The sequence below is a fragment of the Pseudomonas sp. FG35 genome (assembly GCF_057809295.1).
The window spans coordinates 216300-235279 of sequence record NZ_JBMDJR010000002.1 but is presented as its reverse complement, the minus strand read 5'-3'; the positions used below and the strand labels follow the sequence as shown (position 1 = coordinate 235279).

Genomic DNA, 18980 nt, shown 5'->3' with positions numbered 1-18980 from the left:
ATTTCGAGTTAACCAATGCAGCGCGACGCCCTCCTCACTCAGGATGAGCTGGATTTCATCCAGACCATGCAACACAACCCGCAACTCAATGTGCGGGATGCGACGTCGAGCCTGCTGGTCAATGGTGGTTCGCAGATCCGTGACCTGCTAACGCGTCTGGCGGCCCATGAGCAAGTCACCATCCAGGCCAACTTCGAAAATCAGCAGATGACTTTCCCGCTGCATCTGGTGGAGGACGAATTTCACGCCCTGCACCTGCGCCTGGGTGTACCGAGCATCTATGAAGACGGGCCGATGGTGCGTCCATGGCGCCTGACTCTGGAAGAGCCAGTGGCACTGGAAAATGCCAAGGGCCAGCCAGGTACGTTGTGGGTGCACGAGGTTTCCCACAAGGGTGTGCTGCTGGAAGTGCGCAACAAGACCAAACCGCCGAAGCATTTTGCCTTGTGGTTCAGCCCCTCGGGCTACGAGCGGATCTCCCTGCGCGGGACGTTCGAGCGGGAAACCGAAAGCGGCTTTTACGCTTACGAGCTGAGCCAGAGCGATGCCGACGAAACCGAGCGTCTGCGCCAGTTCATTCTGCAACAGCATCGTCTGACCCACCCTGCCCTGCACACCTGATACTCAGGTATCCAGCGTCCCCGCCAGAAACTGATTCATTCGCTGGCGCATTGTCGAACCTTCATTGCCCAGACAGCCGACCGATGATCCCGCCAGGCTGTCCTGGGCCAGATCGGCCGCATCGCCCGCCAGCAGCAACTGACAATCCAGACTCAGCGCCAACCGGTTCAGCCGCCTTGGAAGCTCGGCAGTCGGTGCGTGATTGGAAAAAAGCACGAGGGCTTGAGGTTTGATCTTTTCGCACACCAGCGTCAGCTCATCGAACGGCTGACCGGTCGTGAGCACACGAACGCCCGCGTCATTGCCACTGAGGAACAGCGCCGCCACCAGCAATTCGAGCTCGCGACATTGACCGGCCAGCGCGCTGACAATTACCTTGCGCGGTTGCGAGCCACGCAGCACGACAATGCGCTGCAGCACCTTGGCTCTCAGAAAACCATCGAAGAACAACCACTCACTGGTTTGCCCGAATGCATCCTGACGCTGCAGCATTTGCAGCCACAGCGGCATCAGGATGTCCTGAAACACCACGGGCAAAGCATAGGAAGAGAAAATCTGACCGTAGACCCGATCAAGCAACTGATCGTCGAAAGTGCTGACCGCCTGCTTAACCTGCTCCTGCCACTGGATATAGTCCGCGTGCACCAGGTCATCGGGAATCAGATGAGCCAGCACCTTCATCGGCTCGGTCTTGGCCAGGATCTTGCCCACCTTGCTCACGGCAACACCCCGGTCGATCCAGTCGACGATGCTGCGAACACGCTCGATATCGGTCATCGAATACAGGCGATGCCCACTCTCGGTGCGCGTTGGCTGGATCAATCCGTATCGCCGCTCCCATGCGCGCAATGTCACCGGGTTCACCCCGGTCAGGCGCGCCACTTCACGTATAGGGAAAAGATCCTCGCGCTCCAGCGCAACAGATTCCTGCGAAGCAGGGCGAACGTCTGTGATCACAGGCATTGGTGCGGACACGTCCTTGTTGGCAAAGTTGGATCCATTCTACTCCTGATGCCCCATGAAGGTTCAAGCGATCAAATGGAACGAAAGTCTCGGGTTCGTCACGGAAATAAGGAATAATCCTTGCTTGTCAAAAAACGCAGCCCTCTACCCCGGCGCTGCGTCAGGCGAAACTCCTACCCGGAGCGACGCACATGCAATACGGAGATACACAATGTCTACTTCCCCCGTCACGCTGATGGTCGCGCGTCGTGTCGCCAATGGTCGTTATCAGGACCTGATCGCTTGGTTGCGAGAAGGCGAACAACTGGCCACCGACTTCCCCGGTTATCTCGGCTCCGGCGTACTGGCTCCGCCTCCCGGCGACGATGAATTCCAGATCATTTTCCGCTTCGTCGACGAACAGACCCTGCACGCCTGGGAACACTCGGCATCGCGCACTGCATGGTTGGCCCGCGGCAGCGATCTGTTCGCCCACCCGACGGAACATCGGGTCAGCGGGATCGAAGGCTGGTTCGGAGCCGCCGGGCATCGCCCGCCGCGCTGGAAACAAGCTGTGGCGATCTGGCTCGCGTTCTTCCCGGTGTCGCTGCTGTTCAATTTAGTGCTGGGCCCGATGCTCGCGGAAATGAGCCTGTTGCCGAGGGTCTTCATCAGCACGCTGTGCTTGACCCCGTTGATGGTCTATTTTTTCATTCCGCTGTCGACCCGCCTGCTGGCCGGCTGGCTCAACCCGGCGCCTGCACGCCCGCTGCCTGCCGCACCCTCCACGCAAAATCGCTGAAACCGTCGCTCGCGTCGCTGTTATAGTTTTTGCTCTGACTTCGACGCGAGCCGTACATGACTTCTCCCACCGCTCCCATCCTTATCACCGGCGCCGGCCAGCGGGTCGGCCTGCATTGTGCGCAGCGTCTGCTGGAAGATGGTCATCGGGTGATCTTCACTTACCGCAGCGAACGGCCGGGTGTGAAGACCTTGCGGGATCTGGGCGCCCTAGGGCTGCACGCGGACTTTTCCAGCGAAGCTTCGATCCTCGCCTTCATCACCGAGCTGAAGTCACACACCGACAGCCTGCGCGCGATCGTGCACAACGCCTCGGAGTGGCTGGCGGAAACCGCTGACGGCGAAGCCGAAGCCTTCAGCCGCATGTTCAACATTCACATGCTGGCGCCGTACCTGATCAATCTGCATTGCGCTGAATTGCTGCAACGTTCGAGTCCTGCCGACATCATCCACATCAGCGATGACGTCACCCGCAAGGGCAGCAGCAAACACATCGGCTATTGCGCCAGCAAGGCCGGGCTCGACAGTCTCACGCTGTCCTTCGCCGCGCGCTACGCGCCGTCAATCAAGGTCAACGGCATCGCACCGGCCCTGCTATTGTTCAATCCCGACGACGACGCGGAGTACCGTGCCAAGGCGCTGGCCAAGTCCGCGCTGGGCATCGAACCCGGCAGCGAAGTGATTTATCAGAGCCTGCGTTATCTGCTCGACAACCCGTATGTCACCGGCACCACCCTGACCGTCAACGGCGGGCGGCACGTCAAGTAATACGCCCCCGCGAGGATGCTCCATGACCCGTTCCCTGCCCGAGAATTACCGCGAGATCCTGATCGGCCTCGGTGAAGATCCCGACCGTGAAGGCTTGCTCGACACACCGGTGCGCGCGGCCAAGGCCATGCAGTATCTGTGTCACGGCTACGAACAGAGCGTCGACGAGATCGTCAATGGCGCGCTGTTTGCCTCCGACAGCGACGAGATGATCATCGTCGCCGACATCGAGCTCTATTCGTTGTGCGAACATCACCTGCTGCCCTTCATCGGCAAGGCCCATGTGGCTTATATTCCGACGGGCAAGGTGCTGGGGCTGTCGAAGATCGCGCGGCTGGTGGACATGTTCGCCCGCCGCCTGCAGATCCAGGAAAACCTCACCCGCCAGATCGCCGAGGCGGTCCGGCAAGTCACCGATGCCGCCGGTGTCGCGGTGGTCATCGAAGCCCGGCACATGTGCATGATGATGCGCGGTGTCGAGAAACAGAATTCGACCATGAACACCTCGGTCATGCTCGGCGCCTTCCGCGAGTCGAGCAACACCCGTCAGGAGTTCCTGCAATTGATTGGACGGAGCAAGTAAATGCCACAACTTCAACCGGGAATGGCGCGCATCCGGGTCAAGGATCTGCGCCTGCGCACCTTTATCGGGATCAACGAGGACGAAATCCTCAACAAGCAGGATGTGCTGATCAACCTGACCATCCTGTACGCCGCACAGGAAGCGGTGCGTGACAACGACATCGACCACGCGCTGAACTACCGCACCATCACCAAGGCGATCATCGCCCACGTGGAGGGCAACCGTTTTGCCCTGCTCGAACGCCTGACCCAGGAGCTGCTGGATCTGGTAATGGCCAACGAATCGGTGCTGTACGCCGAAGTCGAAGTCGACAAGCCGCATGCCTTGCGATTTGCCGAATCGGTGTCGATCACCCTCGCGGCCAGCCGCTGAACGTGTCTGGCGCTCCGGGCGTCAGACTTTTATCATCCGCGCCACGATTTGACTGCACAGAGCCCATCATGACCGAGCAACAACGCCTCGAACTCGAAGCCGCCGCCTTCCGCCGACTGGTTGCCCACCTGGACAGCCGCAAGGACGTGCAGAACATCGACCTGATGAACCTTGCCGGGTTCTGCCGCAACTGCCTGTCCAAGTGGTACAAGGCCGAGGCCGACGAGCGCCGGATCGAGGTCAGCCTCGACGATGCCCGTGAAGTGGTTTACGGCATGCCGTACGCCGAGTGGAAAGCCCAATATCAGCAAGAAGCCAGCGCCGAACAGCAAGCGGCGTTCGCCAAAGGAAAACCCCATGAGTGATCTGAACACCCTGCGCGCCAGCCTCAAGAGCGGCGAACACGTTTTTGCCGACACCCTGTCCTTCATCGCCGCCGGTTACGACTACCAGCCGCAGGCGTTCAACAACGGCGGCGTGGAAAACGCCGCCGGGCAGAACGAAGGCTCGTGCAAGACCCTGGGTCTGGCGTTGCTGGAAGGCCTGAGCGATGAAGAAGCGCTGCTGGCGTTCGGCGAGCACTACCGCTCGGTCGTGGCAACGCCTGAAGGCAGCGATCACGGTAATATCCGTGCGCTGATCCAGCACGGTCTGGCGGGCGTGAAATTCGAAGCGCAACCGCTGACCCGCCGCTGATTCCCCAGCGAATCGCAGGCATGAAAAAACCGGCCACGTGGCCGGTTTTTTCGTTTCCGCGATCTTAGAACGAAGCGTTCTGCAAACCGTCCAGGTAACGCTCGGTGTCCAGTGCCGCCATGCAGCCGGCGCCGGCCGAGGTGATGGCCTGACGGTAAACGTGGTCGGCCACGTCACCGGCAGCGAAGATGCCTTCGACGCTGGTCGCAGTGGCGTTACCTTCACGGCCACCCTGAACGACCAAGTAGCCGTCTTTCAATTCCAGCTGACCTTCGAACAGCGAGGTGTTCGGAGTGTGGCCGATCGCGATGAACACGCCGTCGACCTTGATTTCGTCGAAGCTGCCGTCGTTGTTCTTCAGACGCGCACCGGTCACGCCCATGTTGTCGCCCAGCACTTCGTCCAGGGTCGCGTTCAGTTTCAGCTCGATCTTGCCTTCGGCCACACGGGCGTTGAGCTTGTCGATCAGGATCTTCTCGGCGCGGAAGGTTTCGCGACGGTGGATCAGGGTGACCTTGCTGGCGATATTGGCCAGGTACAGGGCTTCCTCGACAGCGGTGTTGCCGCCACCGACCACGGCCACCGGCTTGTTGCGATAGAAGAAACCGTCGCAGGTCGCACAGGCGGAAACGCCTTTGCCCATGAACGCTTCTTCCGAAGGCAGGCCCAGGTAACGAGCGCTTGCGCCAGTGGCGATGATCAGCGCGTCGCAGGTGTAGGTGCCGCTGTCGCCGGTCAGGCTGTATGGCTTGGAAGCGAAGTCCACAGCATTGATGTGATCGAACACGATCTCGGTTTCAAAACGCTCGGCGTGCTCGCGCATGCGCTCCATCAGCACCGGGCCGGTCAGACCATGGACGTCGCCCGGCCAGTTGTCGACTTCGGTGGTGGTGGTCAGTTGACCGCCGGCCTGCATGCCGGTGATCAGCAGCGGCTTGAGGTTGGCGCGGGCAGCGTAGACGGCAGCGCTGTAACCGGCAGGGCCGGAACCGAGGATGATCACTCGCGAATGACGGACTTCAGACATGAACCTGCTCCTGTTGACCGGCCAAGACACCTGGCCGGACGCCGGACTGCCGGCGGGAATAAAAAAGGACTGTGGATAACCTTGGGGAAGGCGTGAGCTCGACAGTCCTGTAAAAAGTTGGGTGCAGCGTATCGAGGGGGGCAAGATTAAGGAAATACGGTTTAACAATCCAGCTCATAGGTGGTCTCTATGCCGACACACTGACGAGACGGACGTCTTTGTTACAGTGAATGTCGATCTCGCCGCCGCGCTTTCACAGGTTCTGCAAAGTCGGTAAGGTCGGCGCGTTTTCCCTTGTTCGGAGCACCTTATGCCCGCCCCTGTTCTGTCCGGCCCGCAATACCTGCGCGAAGGCCTCAAACTGGTCTTGAGCCCGGGCCTGCGCCTGTTCGTGCTGCTGCCGCTGGCCATCAACCTGGTGCTGTTCGTCGGATTGATCTATCTGGCCGGCCACCAGTTCAGCCTGTGGGTTGATACGCTGATGCCGTCGCTGCCCGAATGGCTGAGCTTTCTCAGTTACATCCTGTGGCCACTGTTCGTGGTACTGGTGGCATTGATGGTGTTCTTCACCTTCACCATGCTGGCCAACGTGATCGCTGCGCCCTTCAACGGCTTCCTCGCGGAAAAAGTCGAAGTCGTAGTGCGCGGCACCGACGACTTCCCGGCCTTCAGCTGGGGTGAACTGATCGCGATGATCCCGCGCACCCTGGCCCGGGAAATGCGCAAGCTCGGTTATTTCCTGCCCCGGGCGATCGGCCTGTTCATCCTCTCGTTCATCCCGGTGGTGAACATCGTCGCCGCACCGCTGTGGCTGCTGTTCGGGGTGTGGATGATGGCGATCCAGTACATCGACTACCCGGCGGACAACCACAAACTGGGCTGGAACGAAATGCTCGCCTGGCTGCGCCAGAAGCGCTGGCAGAGCATGAGCTTTGGCGGGATCGTTTATCTGGTGTTGCTGATTCCGGTGGTCAATATCCTGATGATGCCGGCCGCGGTGGCCGGGGCTACATTGTTCTGGGTCCGCGAACGCGGGGCCGAGAATCTGGTGACGCAACGCTGAGGCCGCGTCACAAATCCATCATCCGAACGTCACAACCGCGACATGGCCTCAGCCGACACTGAGGTCATGACGACAGCTCTACATATCACCCTCATCAGCGAAACCTTCCCACCGGAAATCAACGGCGTGGCCAATACCCTTGGCCGTTTGTGCGACGGTTTGCGCGCACGCGGGCATCGGGTGGAACTGGTCCGACCGCGTCAGGCTGACGATCCGCAGCGCACTGAAGACGACTCCCTGCTGTTGTGCCGGGGCTGGCCGTTGCCGGGTTATCCGGGGTTGCAATGGGGTCAGTCGTCGATGCACAAACTGTTGCGGCGCTGGACCCGCCAGCGCCCGGATGTGCTCTATATCGCCACCGAAGGTCCGCTCGGGCTGTCGGCATTGCGCGCAGCACGGCATCTGGGGATTGCCGTGGTCAGCGGATTTCATACCAATTTTCAGCAATACACCCACCAGTACGGGCTGGGATTGCTGACCCGTTTGCTCACCCATTACCTGCGCTGGTTTCACAACCGTTCGGCGCTAACGCTGGTTCCGAGCGTCAGCCAGCGCCTGGAACTGGAGCGTCGGCACTTTGAACGCCTGGCGCTTCTGTCGCGGGGTGTCGACAGTCAGTTGTTTCACCCGGCGAAACGCCTGAATGCCTTGCGTGAGCAATGGGGTCTCGGCGAGCAGGACATTGCGGTCATTCACGTAGGACGCCTGGCGCCGGAGAAGAACCTCGGCCTGCTCAAGCGCAGTTTCGACAAGCTCGCCGGCACTTATCCACAACGCAATCTGAAGCTGATCGTGGTCGGCGACGGGCCGCAACGGTTGGCACTGGAAAAGGAACTGCCCAAGGCAGTTTTTTGCGGCTCGCGACGGGGCGAAGCACTGGCGGCGCACTATGCGTCGGGGGATGTGTTTCTGTTTCCGAGCCTGACCGAAACCTTCGGCAACGTCGTGCTGGAAGCGCTGGCTTCGGGCCTTGGGGTGGTGGCTTACGATCAGGCCGCGGCGGCCCAGCATATTCGCCATGGCTACAACGGCGTGCTGGCGATGCCCGGGGATGAAGAGGCGTTCTGCGAGGCAGCGGTGTGGCTGCTGGAAGAGGATGAAAGGCTGCGCTGCGTACGCCTGAACGCACGCCAACACGCCAGCCGCCAGGGTTGGGCGGCTATCGTCGAACAGTTTGAAAACCATTTGGTGGGGGCTTGCCGCGACCTGCGCGACAAGCCTCCCACAACGATCAAACCAGCGTCATCAACGCCTCACGGCTGAACGGCAGAATGTCCTGCTCGCGGCCTTCGCGCACTTTCTGCGCCCAGTCCGGATCGACCAGCAGCGCACGTCCCACCGCCACCAGATCGAACTCGTCGTTGTTCAGACGCTCAAGCAGTTTTTCCAGACTGGCCGGTTGCGCGACCTTGTCGGTGTTGACCATGAACTGCAGGAACTCGCCATCGAGGCCGACGCTGCCGACGGTGATGGTCGGTTTGCCCGTCAGTTTGCGTGTCCAGCCGGCCAGGTTCAGGTCGGAACCGTCGAATTCCGGCTCCCAGAAACGCCGCGTCGAGCAGTGGAAAATGTCCACGCCGGCGTCGGACAACGGCTTGAGGAATTCGCCCAGCGCTTCGGCGGTTTGCACCAGACGCGCGGCGTAGTCCTGCTGTTTCCACTGCGAGAAGCGGAAGATGATCGGGAAGCCTTCGCCAACAGCGGCGCGTACGGCCTGGATCAGCTCGATGGCGAAACGCGAACGGTTGGCCAGGCTGCCACCGTATTCGTCAGTGCGCTGATTGCTGCCTTCCCAGAAGAACTGGTCGATCAGGTAACCGTGGGCGCCGTGGATTTCCACGCCGTCCATGCCGATGCTTTGGGCATCTTTCGCCGCTTGGGCGAAGGCTGCGATCACGTCCTGGATGTCCTGCTTGGTCATGCCGTGCACCACGACCTGACCGTCCTTGAGTTTTTCCGACGGGCCGTAACCCGGCACGCTCGCATCCGGCTCGGTGCCCAGACGGCGCACATTGCCGACGTGCCACAGCTGCGGAACGATCTTGCCGCCTTCGGCGTGTACCGCCTCGACGACTTTTTTCCAGCCGGCCAACGCCGCTTCACCGTAGAAGTGCGGCACGTTCGGGTAACCGTTGGAAGCCTGGTGGCCAACGGTGGTGCCTTCAGTGATGATCAGGCCGACACCGGCCGCCGCACGACGACGGTAGTATTCGATCACTTTGGAATTGGGTACGCCACCCGGGGAAAACGAACGGGTCATCGGCGCCATGACCACGCGGGTCGGCAGTTCGAGGGCACCGAGCTGGAACGGTTTGAACAGGGCTTGCACGGGCATGGGAGGCTCCACGAAAAGGTTATCGACGGGCATGCGATTCATATGACGGCGATAATATGTTTAGTTCCACCCAGCTGCTAGCACTATTGATCTGAATGATTAAGGGTCAAAAGGCAGGCGAAAAAAATCGCAGCTCGAGGGCTGCGATTTTGGTGTTTCAGCTCAGGGCTTTTTCAATCGCCGTAATCACCGAAGGATCATCCGGCGCCGTGCGCGGCGAGAACCGGGCCAGTACCCGACCGTCCTTGCCGAGCAGGAATTTCTCGAAATTCCAGGTGATGTCACCGGGAAACTCCGCGCCCTCGCCCGCCAGCAGACGGTACAGCTGATGACGGTCGTGGCCATTGACTTCGAGCTTTTTCGACAACGGAAAACTCACGCCATAGTTGAGGCTGCAGAATTCCTGGATCTCCTGCTCACTGCCCGGTTCCTGACCGGCAAACTGGTTGCACGGCAGGCCCAGCACACTGAAGCCTTTGCCTTTGTATTGCTGATAAAGGTTTTCCAGCGCCGCGTACTGTGGGGTCAAGCCGCATTTGGAGGCGACGTTGACCACCAGCACGACTTGGCCCTTGAAGGGTGCCAGCGGTAGCTCCTGACCATCCAGGGCTGTCAACTTAAGGTCGTGAAAAGCACTCATGACGAACTCCAGATTCCCGTGTTCTACTCGAAACAGCCACTTGGCGAGGCCACCAAGGACAGCCGCGGACTAAAAAGGCGCCCTCGGGCGCCTCTCCAGTACTCGAAAGCTTAGCGCAGAAAATCAGTGGTGATGGCCACCTTCGCCATGGACGTGACCATGAGCGATTTCTTCCTGGCTGGCGTCACGGATGGCAACGACTTTCACTTTGAAGTTCAGGCGCTGACCGGCCAGCGGGTGGTTGCCGTCGACGGTGACGTCGTCGCCGTCCAGGTCACGAATGGTGACGATCTGCATCTGGCCGTCCGGCGCCGAAGCGTGGAACTGCATGCCGACTTCCAGCTCGTCAACGCCTTCGAACATGCTGCGGCTCAGGGTGCTGACCAGTTCAGCGGCGTATTCGCCGTAGGCATCTTCCGGCTCGACGGAAACTTCCAGATCGTTGCCGACTTCTTTACCTTCCAGGGCTTTTTCCAGGCCCGGGATGATGTTGCCTGCGCCATGCAGGTAGACCAGCGGAGCGCCGCCGGCGGAGCTGTCGATGACCTCACCAGCGTCGTTGGTCAGGGTATAGTCGATGGAGACAGCCTTATTGGCGGCGATCAGCATGGGGCGAGACCTTTTGCATAAGAATGAAGAACGGACAAGTCTAAACAAGGATTTGCCCGAAAGCGAACAGAACCCGGACAGACGGGATCGATTGGCGCCCGTGACCGTCACCGGATTCCATCAGGACGAGGACGGCCACTGGGTCGCCGAGCTGTCCTGCGGCCACACCCAGCACCTGCGCCACCTCCCGCCCTGGCAGTCCAGGGCATGGGTCCTGGACGCAACGCAACGTATTGAAAAAATAGGCCAACCCTTTGCTTGCGGTTGGTGCGCTCAAGGCTCGGTTAGCGATAACCTTGGCGACTGAATTGCGGCAGATCGGCACACAGAGACGATCGCCATTGCCATGCACCCTTAGAGAATCCGCATGCAAACTTTTTTTATCGCGCCCACCGACTTTGGTGTGGGTCTGACCTCCATCAGCCTCGGGCTGGTGCGTACGCTGGAACGGGCCGGGCTGAAAGTCGGCTTCTTCAAACCGATTGCCCAGCCGCATCCGGGCGACACCGGCCCTGAGCGCTCCACCGAGCTGGTTGCCCGCACCCACGGCCTGAAACCGCCGCAGCCACTGGGCCTGGCCCACGTCGAGCGGATGCTCGGCGACGGCCAGCTCGACGAGTTGCTCGAAGAAATCATCACCCTCTACCAGCAGGCTGCCATCGGCAAAGACGTGCTGGTCGTCGAAGGCATGGTGCCGACCCGCAGCGCCAGCTACGCCGCGCGGGTCAACCTGCACCTGGCCAAGAGCCTGGATGCCGAGGTGATTCTGGTCTCGGCCCCGGAAAACGAAGTGCTGACCGAACTGTCGGGCCGCGTCGAGTTGCAGGCGCAACTGTTCGGCGGGCCGAAAGACCCGAAAGTCCTCGGCGTGATCCTCAACAAGGTCAAGACCGACGAGAGCATGGACGCCTTCGCCGCGCGCCTGAAAGAGCATTCGCCGTTGCTGCGTACTGGCGACTTCCGTCTGCTCGGCTGCATTCCGTTCCAGCCGGAACTCAACGCTCCGCGCACCCGCGATGTGGCCGATCTGATGGGCGCCCAGGTGCTCAACGCCGGCGACTACGAAACCCGGCGCATGACCAAGACCATCATTTGCGCACGCACCATGCGCAACACCGTGGATCTGCTCAAGCCCGGCGTGCTGGTGGTGACCCCCGGCGATCGCGACGACATCATCCTCGCCGTCAGTCTCGCCGCTATCAACGGCGTGCCGCTGGCCGGCCTGCTGCTGACCAGCGATACCCTGCCGGATCCGCGCATCATGGACTTGTGCCGTGGCGCGTTGCAGGCCGGTCTGCCTGTGCTGTCGGTGAGCACCGGCTCCTACGACACGGCCAACCTGCTCAACGGCCTGAACAAGGAAATCCCCGTCGATGACCGCGAACGCGCGGAGATCATCACCGACTTCGTCGCCAGCCATCTGGACGCCAACTGGCTGCACCAGCGCTGCGGCACGCCACGGGAAATGCGCCTGTCGCCGGCGGTGTTCCGTTATCAATTGATTCAACGCGCGCAGGCCGCCAACAAACGCATCGTCCTGCCCGAAGGCAGCGAGCCGTTCACCGTGCAAGCGGCGGCGATCTGTCAGGAACGCGGGATTGCCCGTTGCGTGCTGCTGGCCAAACCGGCAGACGTTGAAGCCGTGGCCAGAGCCCAGGGCATCACGCTGCCGCCGGGGCTGGAAATCCTCGACCCGGACCTGATCCGCGAACGCTACGTCGAACCGATGGTCGCCCTGCGCAAGAGCAAAAGCCTCAACGCGCCGATGGCCGAGCAGCAACTGGAAGACACCGTGGTGATCGGCACCATGATGCTCGCGCTGGATGAAGTCGACGGCCTGGTCTCCGGCATCATCAACACCACCGCCAACACCATCCGCCCGGCGCTTCAACTGATCAAGACCGCGCCGGGCTGCACGCTGGTGTCGTCGGTGTTCTTCATGCTGTTCCCCGAGGAAGTGCTGGTCTATGGCGACTGCGTGATGAACCCGCACCCGAGCGCCAGCGAACTGGCCGAAATCGCCCTGCAAAGCGCCGACTCGGCCGCCGCGTTCGGCATCACCCCGCGCGTGGCGATGATCAGCTACTCCAGCGGCGAATCGGCCACCGGCGAGGAAGTCGAAAAGGTCCGCGAAGCCACCCTGCTCGCCCACGAACAACAGCACTCTTTGCTGATCGACGGCCCGTTGCAATACGACGCCGCCGCCAACGAAACCGTGGCCCGCCAACTGGCGCCGAACAGCCAGGTGGCCGGTCGCGCCACAGTGTTCGTGTTCCCCGACCTGAACACCGGCAACACCACCCACAAAGCCGTGCAGCGCAGCGCCGATTGCGTCAGCCTCGGCCCGATGCTGCAAGGCCTGCGCAAACCGGTGAACGATCTGCCGCGCGGCGCGCAGGTCGACGACATCGTCTACACCATCGCCCTGACCGCGATTCAGGCTGCCAACCGACCTCTGGATATCTGACCCGATGCTGGCTTTTCTCCCTGCCACCCTGCGCGGCGTGATCGCCGCGCTGCTGCTGGCGCTGAACACGATCCTGCTGTGCTCGTTCCTGTTTCTCGTGGCGCTGATCAAAGTGCTGCCGTTCGACCTCGCACGCCGCGCTTCGCGCTGGCTGATGAGCCACACCCACGAAGCCTGGATCAGCAACAACAAAGGCTGGATGAACCTGGTCCGCCGCACCCGCTGGCACCTCAGCGGCCTGCAAGGCCTGGACTATCAACACTCGTACCTGATCACCAGCAACCACCAGAGCTGGGTCGATATTCTGGTGCTGCAATACGTGCTCAACCGACGCATCCAGCCGCTGAAGTTCTTCCTCAAACAGGAACTGATCTGGGTCCCGGTCATCGGCCTGGCTTGGTGGACACTCGGCTTCCCGTTCATGAAGCGCTATTCGAAAGCCTATCTGGAAAAACACCCGGAAAAGAAAGGCAAAGACCTCGAAACCACCCGCAAGACCTGCGCTAAATTCCGCGACAACCCGGTAGGCATCTTCAACTTCGTCGAAGGCACACGCTTCACCGAAGGCAAACACGCGCAGCAGCAATCACCGTTCAAATACTTGCTCAAACCAAAGGCCGGCGGCATCGCATTCGTACTGGATGCGATGGGCGAACAGCTGGAATCGATCGTCAACGTGACCATCCACTACCCGGGCGGACGCCCTGGCTTCTGGGACCTGCTGTGCGGCAACGTCCGAGACGTAGTGGTGCACTTTGAAGAGCTGAAGATCCCGCCGCAGTTCATCGGCAAGAACTACGACCAGGACGGCGAGTACCGCCTGCAATTCCAGGGCTGGATCAATCAGCTGTGGCAAGACAAGGATGCACTGCTGGAACAGATGCACCGCGAATATCCAACGAAGTAATCAGGTGTCTGTAATACCCTCATCGCGGGCTTGCCTGCGATGACAACTTCAAGGACACAAAAAAACCGCCGATGATCCCTCATCGGCGGTTTTTTCATTTCCAGTCAGCGCTTAAATCGCGCCACGCTTACGCAACAGATCCAACACCTGCTTCACGCTTTCATCAAGCGACAACGATTGAGTGTCGATCACCAGATCAGCATCCAGCGGCACGTCATACGGGAAAGACTCACCCGGAATGTTATCGCCACCCGCAGCGTACAAACCTTGCGGATCACGCTCGGCGCACACAGTCGGCGAGGCCTGGACATAAACCGTCAACAGACGCTCCCTGCCAATCAGATCCTTCGCCTGCTCACGACCTTCGGCACTCGGCGCCACAAACGCAGCAAGCGTCAACAGACCCGCTTCGTTGAACTGACGCGCCACGTGTGCAGCACGACGCCAGTTCTCGGTGCGACCGGCGCGATCCTGCGGCAGACCTTTGTTGAGGTCATGACGCAGATTCTGACCATCCAGCACAAACACCGCACGACCCAGATCGAACAGCTTGCGCTCGACCGCGTACGCCAAGGTGCTCTTGCCAGCGCCCGACAAGCCGCTGAACAACACAGTGGCCGGTTGCTGACCGAAACGCTGAGCGCGCTCTTCGGTCGCTACATGGGCCAGTTTGCCGTGGTGCGTAGCCGTGCCATGGGTCACCGGCTGAGCGACGATCATACCGGCGCCTACAGTGCCGTTGGTCAAACGGTCGATGACGATGAACGCGCCGGTGGTGCGGTTGCTGTCGTAACCGTCGAGGGCGATCGGCGCGTCGAGCGCGATCTTCACCTTGCCGATTTCGTTGAGCTGCAACGCGCTCGCCGGGCCTTCTTCGAGGGTGTTGACGTCGACCTTGTTGACGATGCTGGCGATGGAGCCCGGCACGTAACTGGTGGCACGCTTGATGTCGTATTTCTTGCCCGGCAGCATCGGCTCTTCAGCCATCCACACCAGCATCGCTTCGAAGCTGTCGGTCACCGGCGGAACGTTGTCGGCGTGTACCAGCAGGTCGCCACGGGAGATGTCGATCTCGTCTTCCATGGTCAGCGTTACCGCCTGGCCAGGACCTGCGTGTTCCAGTTCACCCTCGAAAGTGACGATGGATTTCACGCGGCTGCTCTTGCCCGACGGCAGGACCACGACTTCGTCGCCCTTCTTGACGATGCCGCTGGCCAGGGTACCGGCGAAACCGCGGAAGTTCAGGTTCGGACGGTTGACGTACTGCACCGGGAAACGCAGATCGGTGAAGTTGCGGTCGCCCGCCACTTCCACGGTCTCGAGTATTTCCATCAGCGACTGCCCGGTGTACCACGGCGAGCGCTCGGACTTGTTCACCACGTTGTCGCCCTTGAGAGCGGACATCGGCACGAAGTGCATGCTCGTCGGCTTCATCTTCAAGCCTTCGGCGAACTTCAGGTAGTCGGCCTTGATCGACTCGAACACGCCCTGATCGAAGCCCTTGAGGTCCATCTTGTTGATGGCGACGACGATGTGCTTGATGCCCAGCAACGAGGCAATGAAGCTGTGGCGACGGGTCTGGGTCTGCACGCCGTAACGGGCGTCGACCAGGATAATCGCCAGGTCACAGGTGGAGGCACCGGTGGCCATGTTGCGGGTGTACTGCTCATGGCCGGGGGTGTCGGCGATGATGAATTTGCGCTTGGCGGTAGAGAAATAGCGGTAGGCGACATCGATGGTGATGCCCTGCTCGCGCTCGGCCTGCAGGCCGTCGACCAGCAATGCCAGGTCGATGTCGTCACCGGTGGTGCCGACTTTCTTCGAATCGCGGGTGATGGCTTCCAGGTGATCTTCGTAGATCATCTTCGAGTCGTGCAGCAGGCGCCCGATCAGGGTGCTCTTGCCGTCATCGACGTTACCGCAGGTCAAAAAGCGCAGCAGCTCTTTACGTTCGTGCTGGCCCAGGTAGGCGAGGATGTCCTCGCTGATCAAATCAGATGCGTGCGACATGACAACCCCTTAGAAATAACCCTGACGTTTCTTGTCTTCCATCGAGCCTGCGCCATCGTGGTCGATGACCCGGCCCTGGCGCTCGGAAGTTCGCGTCAGGAGCATTTCCTGAATGATGTCCGTCAGGCTTTCGGCCTCGGACTCCACCGCGCCCGTCAACGGGTAGCAGCCAAGGGTACGGAAACGCACTTTCTTTTTGACGATGCGCGCCTTGTCCTCGTCGGACAGGTGCTCGAGGATGCGCTCGTCGTCGATCATGATCAGCGTGCCGTTCTTCTCGATCACTTCGCGCTCGGCGGCGAAGTACAGCGGTACGATCGGGATGCCTTCGAGGTAGATGTACTGCCAGATGTCCAGCTCGGTCCAGTTCGACAGCGGGAATACACGAATGGATTCGCCCTTGTTGACCTTGCCGTTGTAGACGTTCCACAGCTCGGGACGCTGGTTCTTCGGGTCCCAGCGGTGTTTGCTGTCGCGGAACGAGTAGACGCGCTCCTTGGCGCGGGACTTCTCTTCATCGCGACGGGCACCGCCGAAGGCTGCGTCGAAACCATGCTTGTCGAGTGCCTGCTTCAGGCCCTCGGTCTTCATGATGTCGGTGTGCTTGGCGCTGCCGTGGGTGAACGGGTTGATGTTCTGCGCCACGCCGTCGGGGTTGATGTGAGTGATGAGGTCCAGGCCAAGCTCTTCGACCATCTTGTCGCGGAACTTGTACATTTCCTGGAATTTCCAGCGGGTGTCGACGTGCATCACCGGAAACGGCAGTTTGCCCGGGAAGAACGCCTTGCGTGCCAGATGCAGCATCACGGCGGAGTCTTTACCGATGGAGTACAGCATCACCGGGTTGTCGAACTCGGCGGCCACCTCGCGGATGATGTGGATGCTTTCCGCCTCCAGCTGTTTCAGATGCGTCAGTTTGTCGACCATGGCTACTCACGAAAGCTTTCTTATGAACGGCCAGCGGGCCGTGTTCGAGCGAGGAATCCTAGCACAGCGACCTCTTCTAATCAGGACGCCAACTAGATCGAAAGGGTATATGAATATGCCTGCCCGTTCGGGTGCTTCCAGGCAAAAGTCAGATCGGATTCGGGCAGTCGATGAAGATGTGCTCGAGGGCAAAACGCTTCGCCAGGTAGTCGCCCAGCGCCTGCACGCCATAGCGTTCGGTGGCGTGGTGGCCGGCGGCGATGAAGCTGATGTCGTTTTCCCGGGCGCTGTGGAATGTCTGCTCGGAAGCTTCACCGCTGAGGAACAGATCGACGCCGGCCGCGATCGCATTGTCGATGTAACCCTGGCCGCCGCCGGTACACCAGCCGACTAGACGGATCATCGCGCTGCCTTCGACCAGCAGCGGTTCGCGGCCCATGACCTCCTGCACTTTGCGGGCGAAGTCGCGCGGGGTCATCGGCTCGCTCAGCGAACCGACCAGACCGACGATCTTCAGATTGTCCGGGTCCAGCGGCCCTTCGACGGTGATGTCCAGTTGCCGGGCCAGCTGCACGTTATTGCCGACGTCCGGGTGCAGATCCAGCGGCAGGTGGTAACCGAGCAGGCTGATGTCGTGCTTGAGCAGCGTCTTCAGACGGCGCTGCTTCATGCCGGTGATGCACGGGTTCTCGCCCTTCCAGAAATAACCGTGATGCACCAGCACCAGATCAGCTTCGGCCTCGACGGCGGCATCCAGCAGCGCCTGGCTGGCGGTGACGCCGCTGACGATGCGCATCACCTGCGGACGGCCCTCGACCTGCAGGCCGTTGGGACAATAATCGGCAATTTTCGCACTGCCGAGGTAACGGTCGGCTTCTTCGACCAGGGTGCTCAGGGCGACGGCCATGAAAGACTCCTAAATATCCCGTTCAGAGGCGCGCGCGGCCTCGTATAATGCGCGACATTATGGGCGGTCTGACCCCGCCTGCAACTTTTCCAGGACGTGCTTAATGCTCAAGGCGCTGCGTTTTTTCGGCTGGCCGCTGTTGGCCGGTGTGCTTATCGCTCTGTTGATTATTCAGCGTTACCCGCAGTGGGTCGGGCTTCCGAGCCTCGACGTCAACCTGCAACAGGCCCCGCAGACCACAAGCGTGCAGCAGGGGCCGGTGTCCTATGCCGACGCGGTGACCATCGCCGCGCCGTCGGTGGTCAACCTCTACACCACCAAAGTCATCAACAAGCCAAGCCATCCGCTGTTCGAAGACCCGCAGTTCCGCCGTTTCTTCGGTGACAATTCGCCGAAGCAGAAGCGCATGGAATCAAGCCTCGGCTCCGGCGTGATCATGAGCCCGGAAGGCTACATCCTGACCAACAACCACGTCACCAGCGGCGCCGACCAGATCGTCGTGGCGCTCAAGGACGGTCGCGAAACCCTGGCCCGAGTGATCGGCAGCGATCCGGAAACCGACCTCGCCGTCCTGAAGATCGACCTGAAGAACCTGCCGGCGATCACCGTCGGACGCTCCGACAATATCCGCATTGGCGACGTCGCACTGGCGATCGGCAACCCGTTCGGGGTCGGCCAGACCGTGACCATGGGCATCATCAGCGCCACCGGCCGCAACCAGTTGGGCCTGAACAACTACGAAGACTTCATCCAGACCGACGCGGCGATCAATCCGGGCAACTCCGGTGGTGCGCTGGTCGACGCCAACGGCAACCTCACCGGCATCAACACTGCGATTTTCTCCAAGTCCGGCGGCTCGCAAGGCATCGGCTTCGCGATCCCGGTGAAACTGGCGATGGAAGTGATGAAGTCGATCATCGAGCACGGCCAGGTGATTCGCGGCTGGCTGGGCATTGAAGTGCAACCGCTGACCCAGGAACTGGCCGAGTCGTTTGGCCTGTCCGGGCGTCCGGGAATTGTAGTGGCGGGGATTTTCCGCGATGGCCCGGCCCAGAAGGCCGGCCTGCAACTGGGTGACGTGATTCTCAGCATCGACGGCGAACCGGCCGGTGATGGCCGCAAGTCGATGAACCAGGTGGCGCGGATCAAGCCGACCGACAAGGTCACGATTCAGGTGATGCGCAACGGCAAGGAGTTGAAGCTGACCGCTGAAATCGGTCTGCGTCCACCGCCGGCGCCGGTGAAGGAAAAAGAAGAGTAAGACTTTGTTCGCGTCACTGACGCGAATAACAGACATTCTCAACA

21 protein-coding genes are annotated in these 18980 nt (G+C 60.8%); 13 read left to right on the top strand and 8 right to left on the bottom strand.

Annotated features, from left to right (window positions below):
- Window positions 1-15: 15 nt before the first annotated feature.
- On the top strand, window positions 16-621 hold the full coding sequence (locus tag ACODTD_RS05155; RefSeq protein WP_007957217.1) for a hypothetical protein: 606 nt from the start codon (window positions 16-18) through the stop codon (window positions 619-621).
- 3 nt (window positions 622-624) lie between these two features.
- Here ACODTD_RS05155 and ACODTD_RS05150 read toward each other — a convergent pair whose 3' ends face one another.
- Entirely contained in the window at window positions 625-1584 is a 960-nt protein-coding gene (locus ACODTD_RS05150; protein ID WP_011332500.1) for a MerR family transcriptional regulator, read from the bottom strand.
- 211 nt (window positions 1585-1795) lie between these two features.
- Here ACODTD_RS05150 and ACODTD_RS05145 point away from each other — a divergent pair, with 211 nt between their 5' ends.
- From ACODTD_RS05145 to ACODTD_RS05120, 6 genes are all read left to right on the top strand, one after another.
- A complete protein-coding gene (locus tag ACODTD_RS05145; RefSeq protein WP_489104581.1) occupies window positions 1796-2365 on the top strand; it encodes an antibiotic biosynthesis monooxygenase in 570 nt (189 codons plus the stop codon).
- A gap of 56 nt (window positions 2366-2421) precedes the next feature.
- Window positions 2422-3132, top strand: a complete 711-nt coding sequence (folM, locus tag ACODTD_RS05140) for a dihydromonapterin reductase (protein WP_011332498.1) — start codon at window positions 2422-2424, stop codon at window positions 3130-3132.
- A 22-nt stretch (window positions 3133-3154) separates the two neighbouring features.
- On the top strand, window positions 3155-3715 hold the full coding sequence (gene folE, locus ACODTD_RS05135) for a GTP cyclohydrolase I FolE (protein WP_011332497.1): 561 nt from the start codon (window positions 3155-3157) through the stop codon (window positions 3713-3715).
- Window positions 3716-4087, top strand: a complete 372-nt coding sequence (gene folX, locus ACODTD_RS05130) for a dihydroneopterin triphosphate 2'-epimerase (protein WP_007957207.1) — start codon at window positions 3716-3718, stop codon at window positions 4085-4087. It abuts the gene before it with no gap.
- Window positions 4088-4155: 68 nt separating this feature from the next.
- Window positions 4156-4452: a DUF1244 domain-containing protein gene (locus tag ACODTD_RS05125; protein ID WP_064382510.1), complete on the top strand. Its 297-nt coding sequence runs from the start codon at window positions 4156-4158 to the stop codon at window positions 4450-4452.
- The gene (locus ACODTD_RS05120) at window positions 4445-4783 is read left to right on the top strand and encodes a HopJ type III effector protein (RefSeq protein WP_011332495.1); all 339 of its coding nucleotides are present in this window, start codon (window positions 4445-4447) and stop codon (window positions 4781-4783) included. Before ACODTD_RS05125 ends, ACODTD_RS05120 begins: the two co-directional genes overlap by 8 nt.
- 64 nt (window positions 4784-4847) lie before the next feature.
- Here the strand turns inward: ACODTD_RS05120 and trxB are convergent, their stop codons facing one another.
- On the bottom strand, window positions 4848-5810 hold the full coding sequence (gene trxB / locus ACODTD_RS05115) for a thioredoxin-disulfide reductase (protein ID WP_039769336.1): 963 nt from the start codon (window positions 5808-5810) through the stop codon (window positions 4848-4850).
- Between the two features lie 310 nt (window positions 5811-6120).
- Between trxB and cysZ the strand changes: the two genes are divergently transcribed.
- A complete protein-coding gene (gene cysZ, locus ACODTD_RS05110; protein ID WP_011332493.1) occupies window positions 6121-6873 on the top strand; it encodes a sulfate transporter CysZ in 753 nt (250 codons plus the stop codon).
- A gap of 42 nt (window positions 6874-6915) precedes the next feature.
- Window positions 6916-8136, top strand: coding sequence for a glycosyltransferase family 4 protein (locus ACODTD_RS05105; RefSeq protein WP_489104580.1), 1221 nt, complete (start codon window positions 6916-6918; stop codon window positions 8134-8136).
- On the opposite strand, the gene ACODTD_RS05100 is transcribed toward ACODTD_RS05105, so the two are convergent.
- From ACODTD_RS05100 to ACODTD_RS05090, 3 genes are all read right to left on the bottom strand, one after another.
- A complete protein-coding gene (locus ACODTD_RS05100) occupies window positions 8105-9208 on the bottom strand; it encodes an NADH:flavin oxidoreductase (RefSeq protein ID WP_489104579.1) in 1104 nt (367 codons plus the stop codon). The genes ACODTD_RS05105 and ACODTD_RS05100 overlap by 32 nt on opposite strands.
- Window positions 9209-9365: 157 nt before the next feature.
- Window positions 9366-9848, bottom strand: a complete 483-nt coding sequence (locus tag ACODTD_RS05095; protein WP_007959082.1) for a glutathione peroxidase — start codon at window positions 9846-9848, stop codon at window positions 9366-9368.
- Between the two features lie 123 nt (window positions 9849-9971).
- Complete coding sequence (locus ACODTD_RS05090) at window positions 9972-10457, bottom strand: FKBP-type peptidyl-prolyl cis-trans isomerase (RefSeq protein WP_011332490.1); 486 nt, start codon at window positions 10455-10457, stop codon at window positions 9972-9974.
- On the opposite strand from ACODTD_RS05090, the gene ACODTD_RS05085 reads away from it, so the two are divergent.
- The 3 genes from ACODTD_RS05085 to yihG are packed head-to-tail and all read left to right on the top strand — an operon-like array spanning window position 10456 to window position 13831.
- Window positions 10456-10764, top strand: a complete 309-nt coding sequence (locus ACODTD_RS05085; RefSeq protein ID WP_080511033.1) for a DUF3565 domain-containing protein — start codon at window positions 10456-10458, stop codon at window positions 10762-10764. The genes ACODTD_RS05090 and ACODTD_RS05085 overlap by 2 nt on opposite strands.
- Window positions 10765-10824: 60 nt before the next feature.
- Window positions 10825-12924: a phosphate acetyltransferase gene (pta, locus tag ACODTD_RS05080; protein WP_011332488.1), complete on the top strand. Its 2100-nt coding sequence runs from the start codon at window positions 10825-10827 to the stop codon at window positions 12922-12924.
- Between the two features lie 4 nt (window positions 12925-12928).
- The gene (gene yihG / locus ACODTD_RS05075; RefSeq protein WP_221615049.1) at window positions 12929-13831 is read left to right on the top strand and encodes a 1-acylglycerol-3-phosphate O-acyltransferase, YihG family; all 903 of its coding nucleotides are present in this window, start codon (window positions 12929-12931) and stop codon (window positions 13829-13831) included.
- A 111-nt stretch (window positions 13832-13942) separates the two neighbouring features.
- On the opposite strand, the gene cysN is transcribed toward yihG, so the two are convergent.
- The 3 genes from cysN to ACODTD_RS05060 all read right to left on the bottom strand — a co-directional run bounded on the left by cysN (window position 13943) and on the right by ACODTD_RS05060 (window position 17675).
- A complete protein-coding gene (cysN, locus tag ACODTD_RS05070) occupies window positions 13943-15841 on the bottom strand; it encodes a sulfate adenylyltransferase subunit CysN (RefSeq protein WP_011332486.1) in 1899 nt (632 codons plus the stop codon).
- Window positions 15842-15850: 9 nt separating this feature from the next.
- On the bottom strand, window positions 15851-16768 hold the full coding sequence (gene cysD, locus ACODTD_RS05065) for a sulfate adenylyltransferase subunit CysD (protein WP_007912374.1): 918 nt from the start codon (window positions 16766-16768) through the stop codon (window positions 15851-15853).
- A 148-nt stretch (window positions 16769-16916) separates the two neighbouring features.
- A complete protein-coding gene (locus ACODTD_RS05060; RefSeq protein WP_489104578.1) occupies window positions 16917-17675 on the bottom strand; it encodes a Nif3-like dinuclear metal center hexameric protein in 759 nt (252 codons plus the stop codon).
- A 103-nt stretch (window positions 17676-17778) separates the two neighbouring features.
- Here ACODTD_RS05060 and algW point away from each other — a divergent pair, with 103 nt between their 5' ends.
- The gene (gene algW, locus ACODTD_RS05055) at window positions 17779-18936 is read left to right on the top strand and encodes a Do family serine endopeptidase AlgW (protein WP_011332484.1); all 1158 of its coding nucleotides are present in this window, start codon (window positions 17779-17781) and stop codon (window positions 18934-18936) included.
- Window positions 18937-18980: the final 44 nt, after the last annotated feature.

Bases quoted from the DNA above. Each gene is read 5' to 3' on its own strand.
- ACODTD_RS05125 (WP_064382510.1), top strand. From the start codon at position 4,156: ATGACCGAGCAACAACGCCTCGAACTCGAAGCCGCCGCCTTCCGCCGA.
- ACODTD_RS05090 (WP_011332490.1), bottom strand. From the start codon at position 10,457: ATGCTGATCGCCGCCAATAAGGCTGTCTCCATCGACTATACCCTGACC.
- algW (WP_011332484.1), top strand. From the start codon at position 17,779: ATGCTCAAGGCGCTGCGTTTTTTCGGCTGGCCGCTGTTGGCCGGTGTG.
- ACODTD_RS05085 (WP_080511033.1), top strand. From the start codon at position 10,456: ATGGGGCGAGACCTTTTGCATAAGAATGAAGAACGGACAAGTCTAAAC.
- cysD (WP_007912374.1), bottom strand. From the start codon at position 16,768: ATGGTCGACAAACTGACGCATCTGAAACAGCTGGAGGCGGAAAGCATC.
- ACODTD_RS05095 (WP_007959082.1), bottom strand. From the start codon at position 9,848: ATGAGTGCTTTTCACGACCTTAAGTTGACAGCCCTGGATGGTCAGGAG.
- folE (WP_011332497.1), top strand. From the start codon at position 3,155: ATGACCCGTTCCCTGCCCGAGAATTACCGCGAGATCCTGATCGGCCTC.
- folM (WP_011332498.1), top strand. From the start codon at position 2,422: ATGACTTCTCCCACCGCTCCCATCCTTATCACCGGCGCCGGCCAGCGG.
- ACODTD_RS05145 (WP_489104581.1), top strand. From the start codon at position 1,796: ATGTCTACTTCCCCCGTCACGCTGATGGTCGCGCGTCGTGTCGCCAAT.
- ACODTD_RS05155 (WP_007957217.1), top strand. From the start codon at position 16: ATGCAGCGCGACGCCCTCCTCACTCAGGATGAGCTGGATTTCATCCAG.
- ACODTD_RS05100 (WP_489104579.1), bottom strand. From the start codon at position 9,208: ATGCCCGTGCAAGCCCTGTTCAAACCGTTCCAGCTCGGTGCCCTCGAA.
- ACODTD_RS05150 (WP_011332500.1), bottom strand. From the start codon at position 1,584: ATGCCTGTGATCACAGACGTTCGCCCTGCTTCGCAGGAATCTGTTGCG.
- yihG (WP_221615049.1), top strand. From the start codon at position 12,929: ATGCTGGCTTTTCTCCCTGCCACCCTGCGCGGCGTGATCGCCGCGCTG.
- folX (WP_007957207.1), top strand. From the start codon at position 3,716: ATGCCACAACTTCAACCGGGAATGGCGCGCATCCGGGTCAAGGATCTG.
- ACODTD_RS05120 (WP_011332495.1), top strand. From the start codon at position 4,445: ATGAGTGATCTGAACACCCTGCGCGCCAGCCTCAAGAGCGGCGAACAC.
- cysN (WP_011332486.1), bottom strand. From the start codon at position 15,841: ATGTCGCACGCATCTGATTTGATCAGCGAGGACATCCTCGCCTACCTG.
- trxB (WP_039769336.1), bottom strand. From the start codon at position 5,810: ATGTCTGAAGTCCGTCATTCGCGAGTGATCATCCTCGGTTCCGGCCCT.
- pta (WP_011332488.1), top strand. From the start codon at position 10,825: ATGCAAACTTTTTTTATCGCGCCCACCGACTTTGGTGTGGGTCTGACC.
- cysZ (WP_011332493.1), top strand. From the start codon at position 6,121: ATGCCCGCCCCTGTTCTGTCCGGCCCGCAATACCTGCGCGAAGGCCTC.
- ACODTD_RS05105 (WP_489104580.1), top strand. From the start codon at position 6,916: ATGGCCTCAGCCGACACTGAGGTCATGACGACAGCTCTACATATCACC.
- ACODTD_RS05060 (WP_489104578.1), bottom strand. From the start codon at position 17,675: ATGGCCGTCGCCCTGAGCACCCTGGTCGAAGAAGCCGACCGTTACCTC.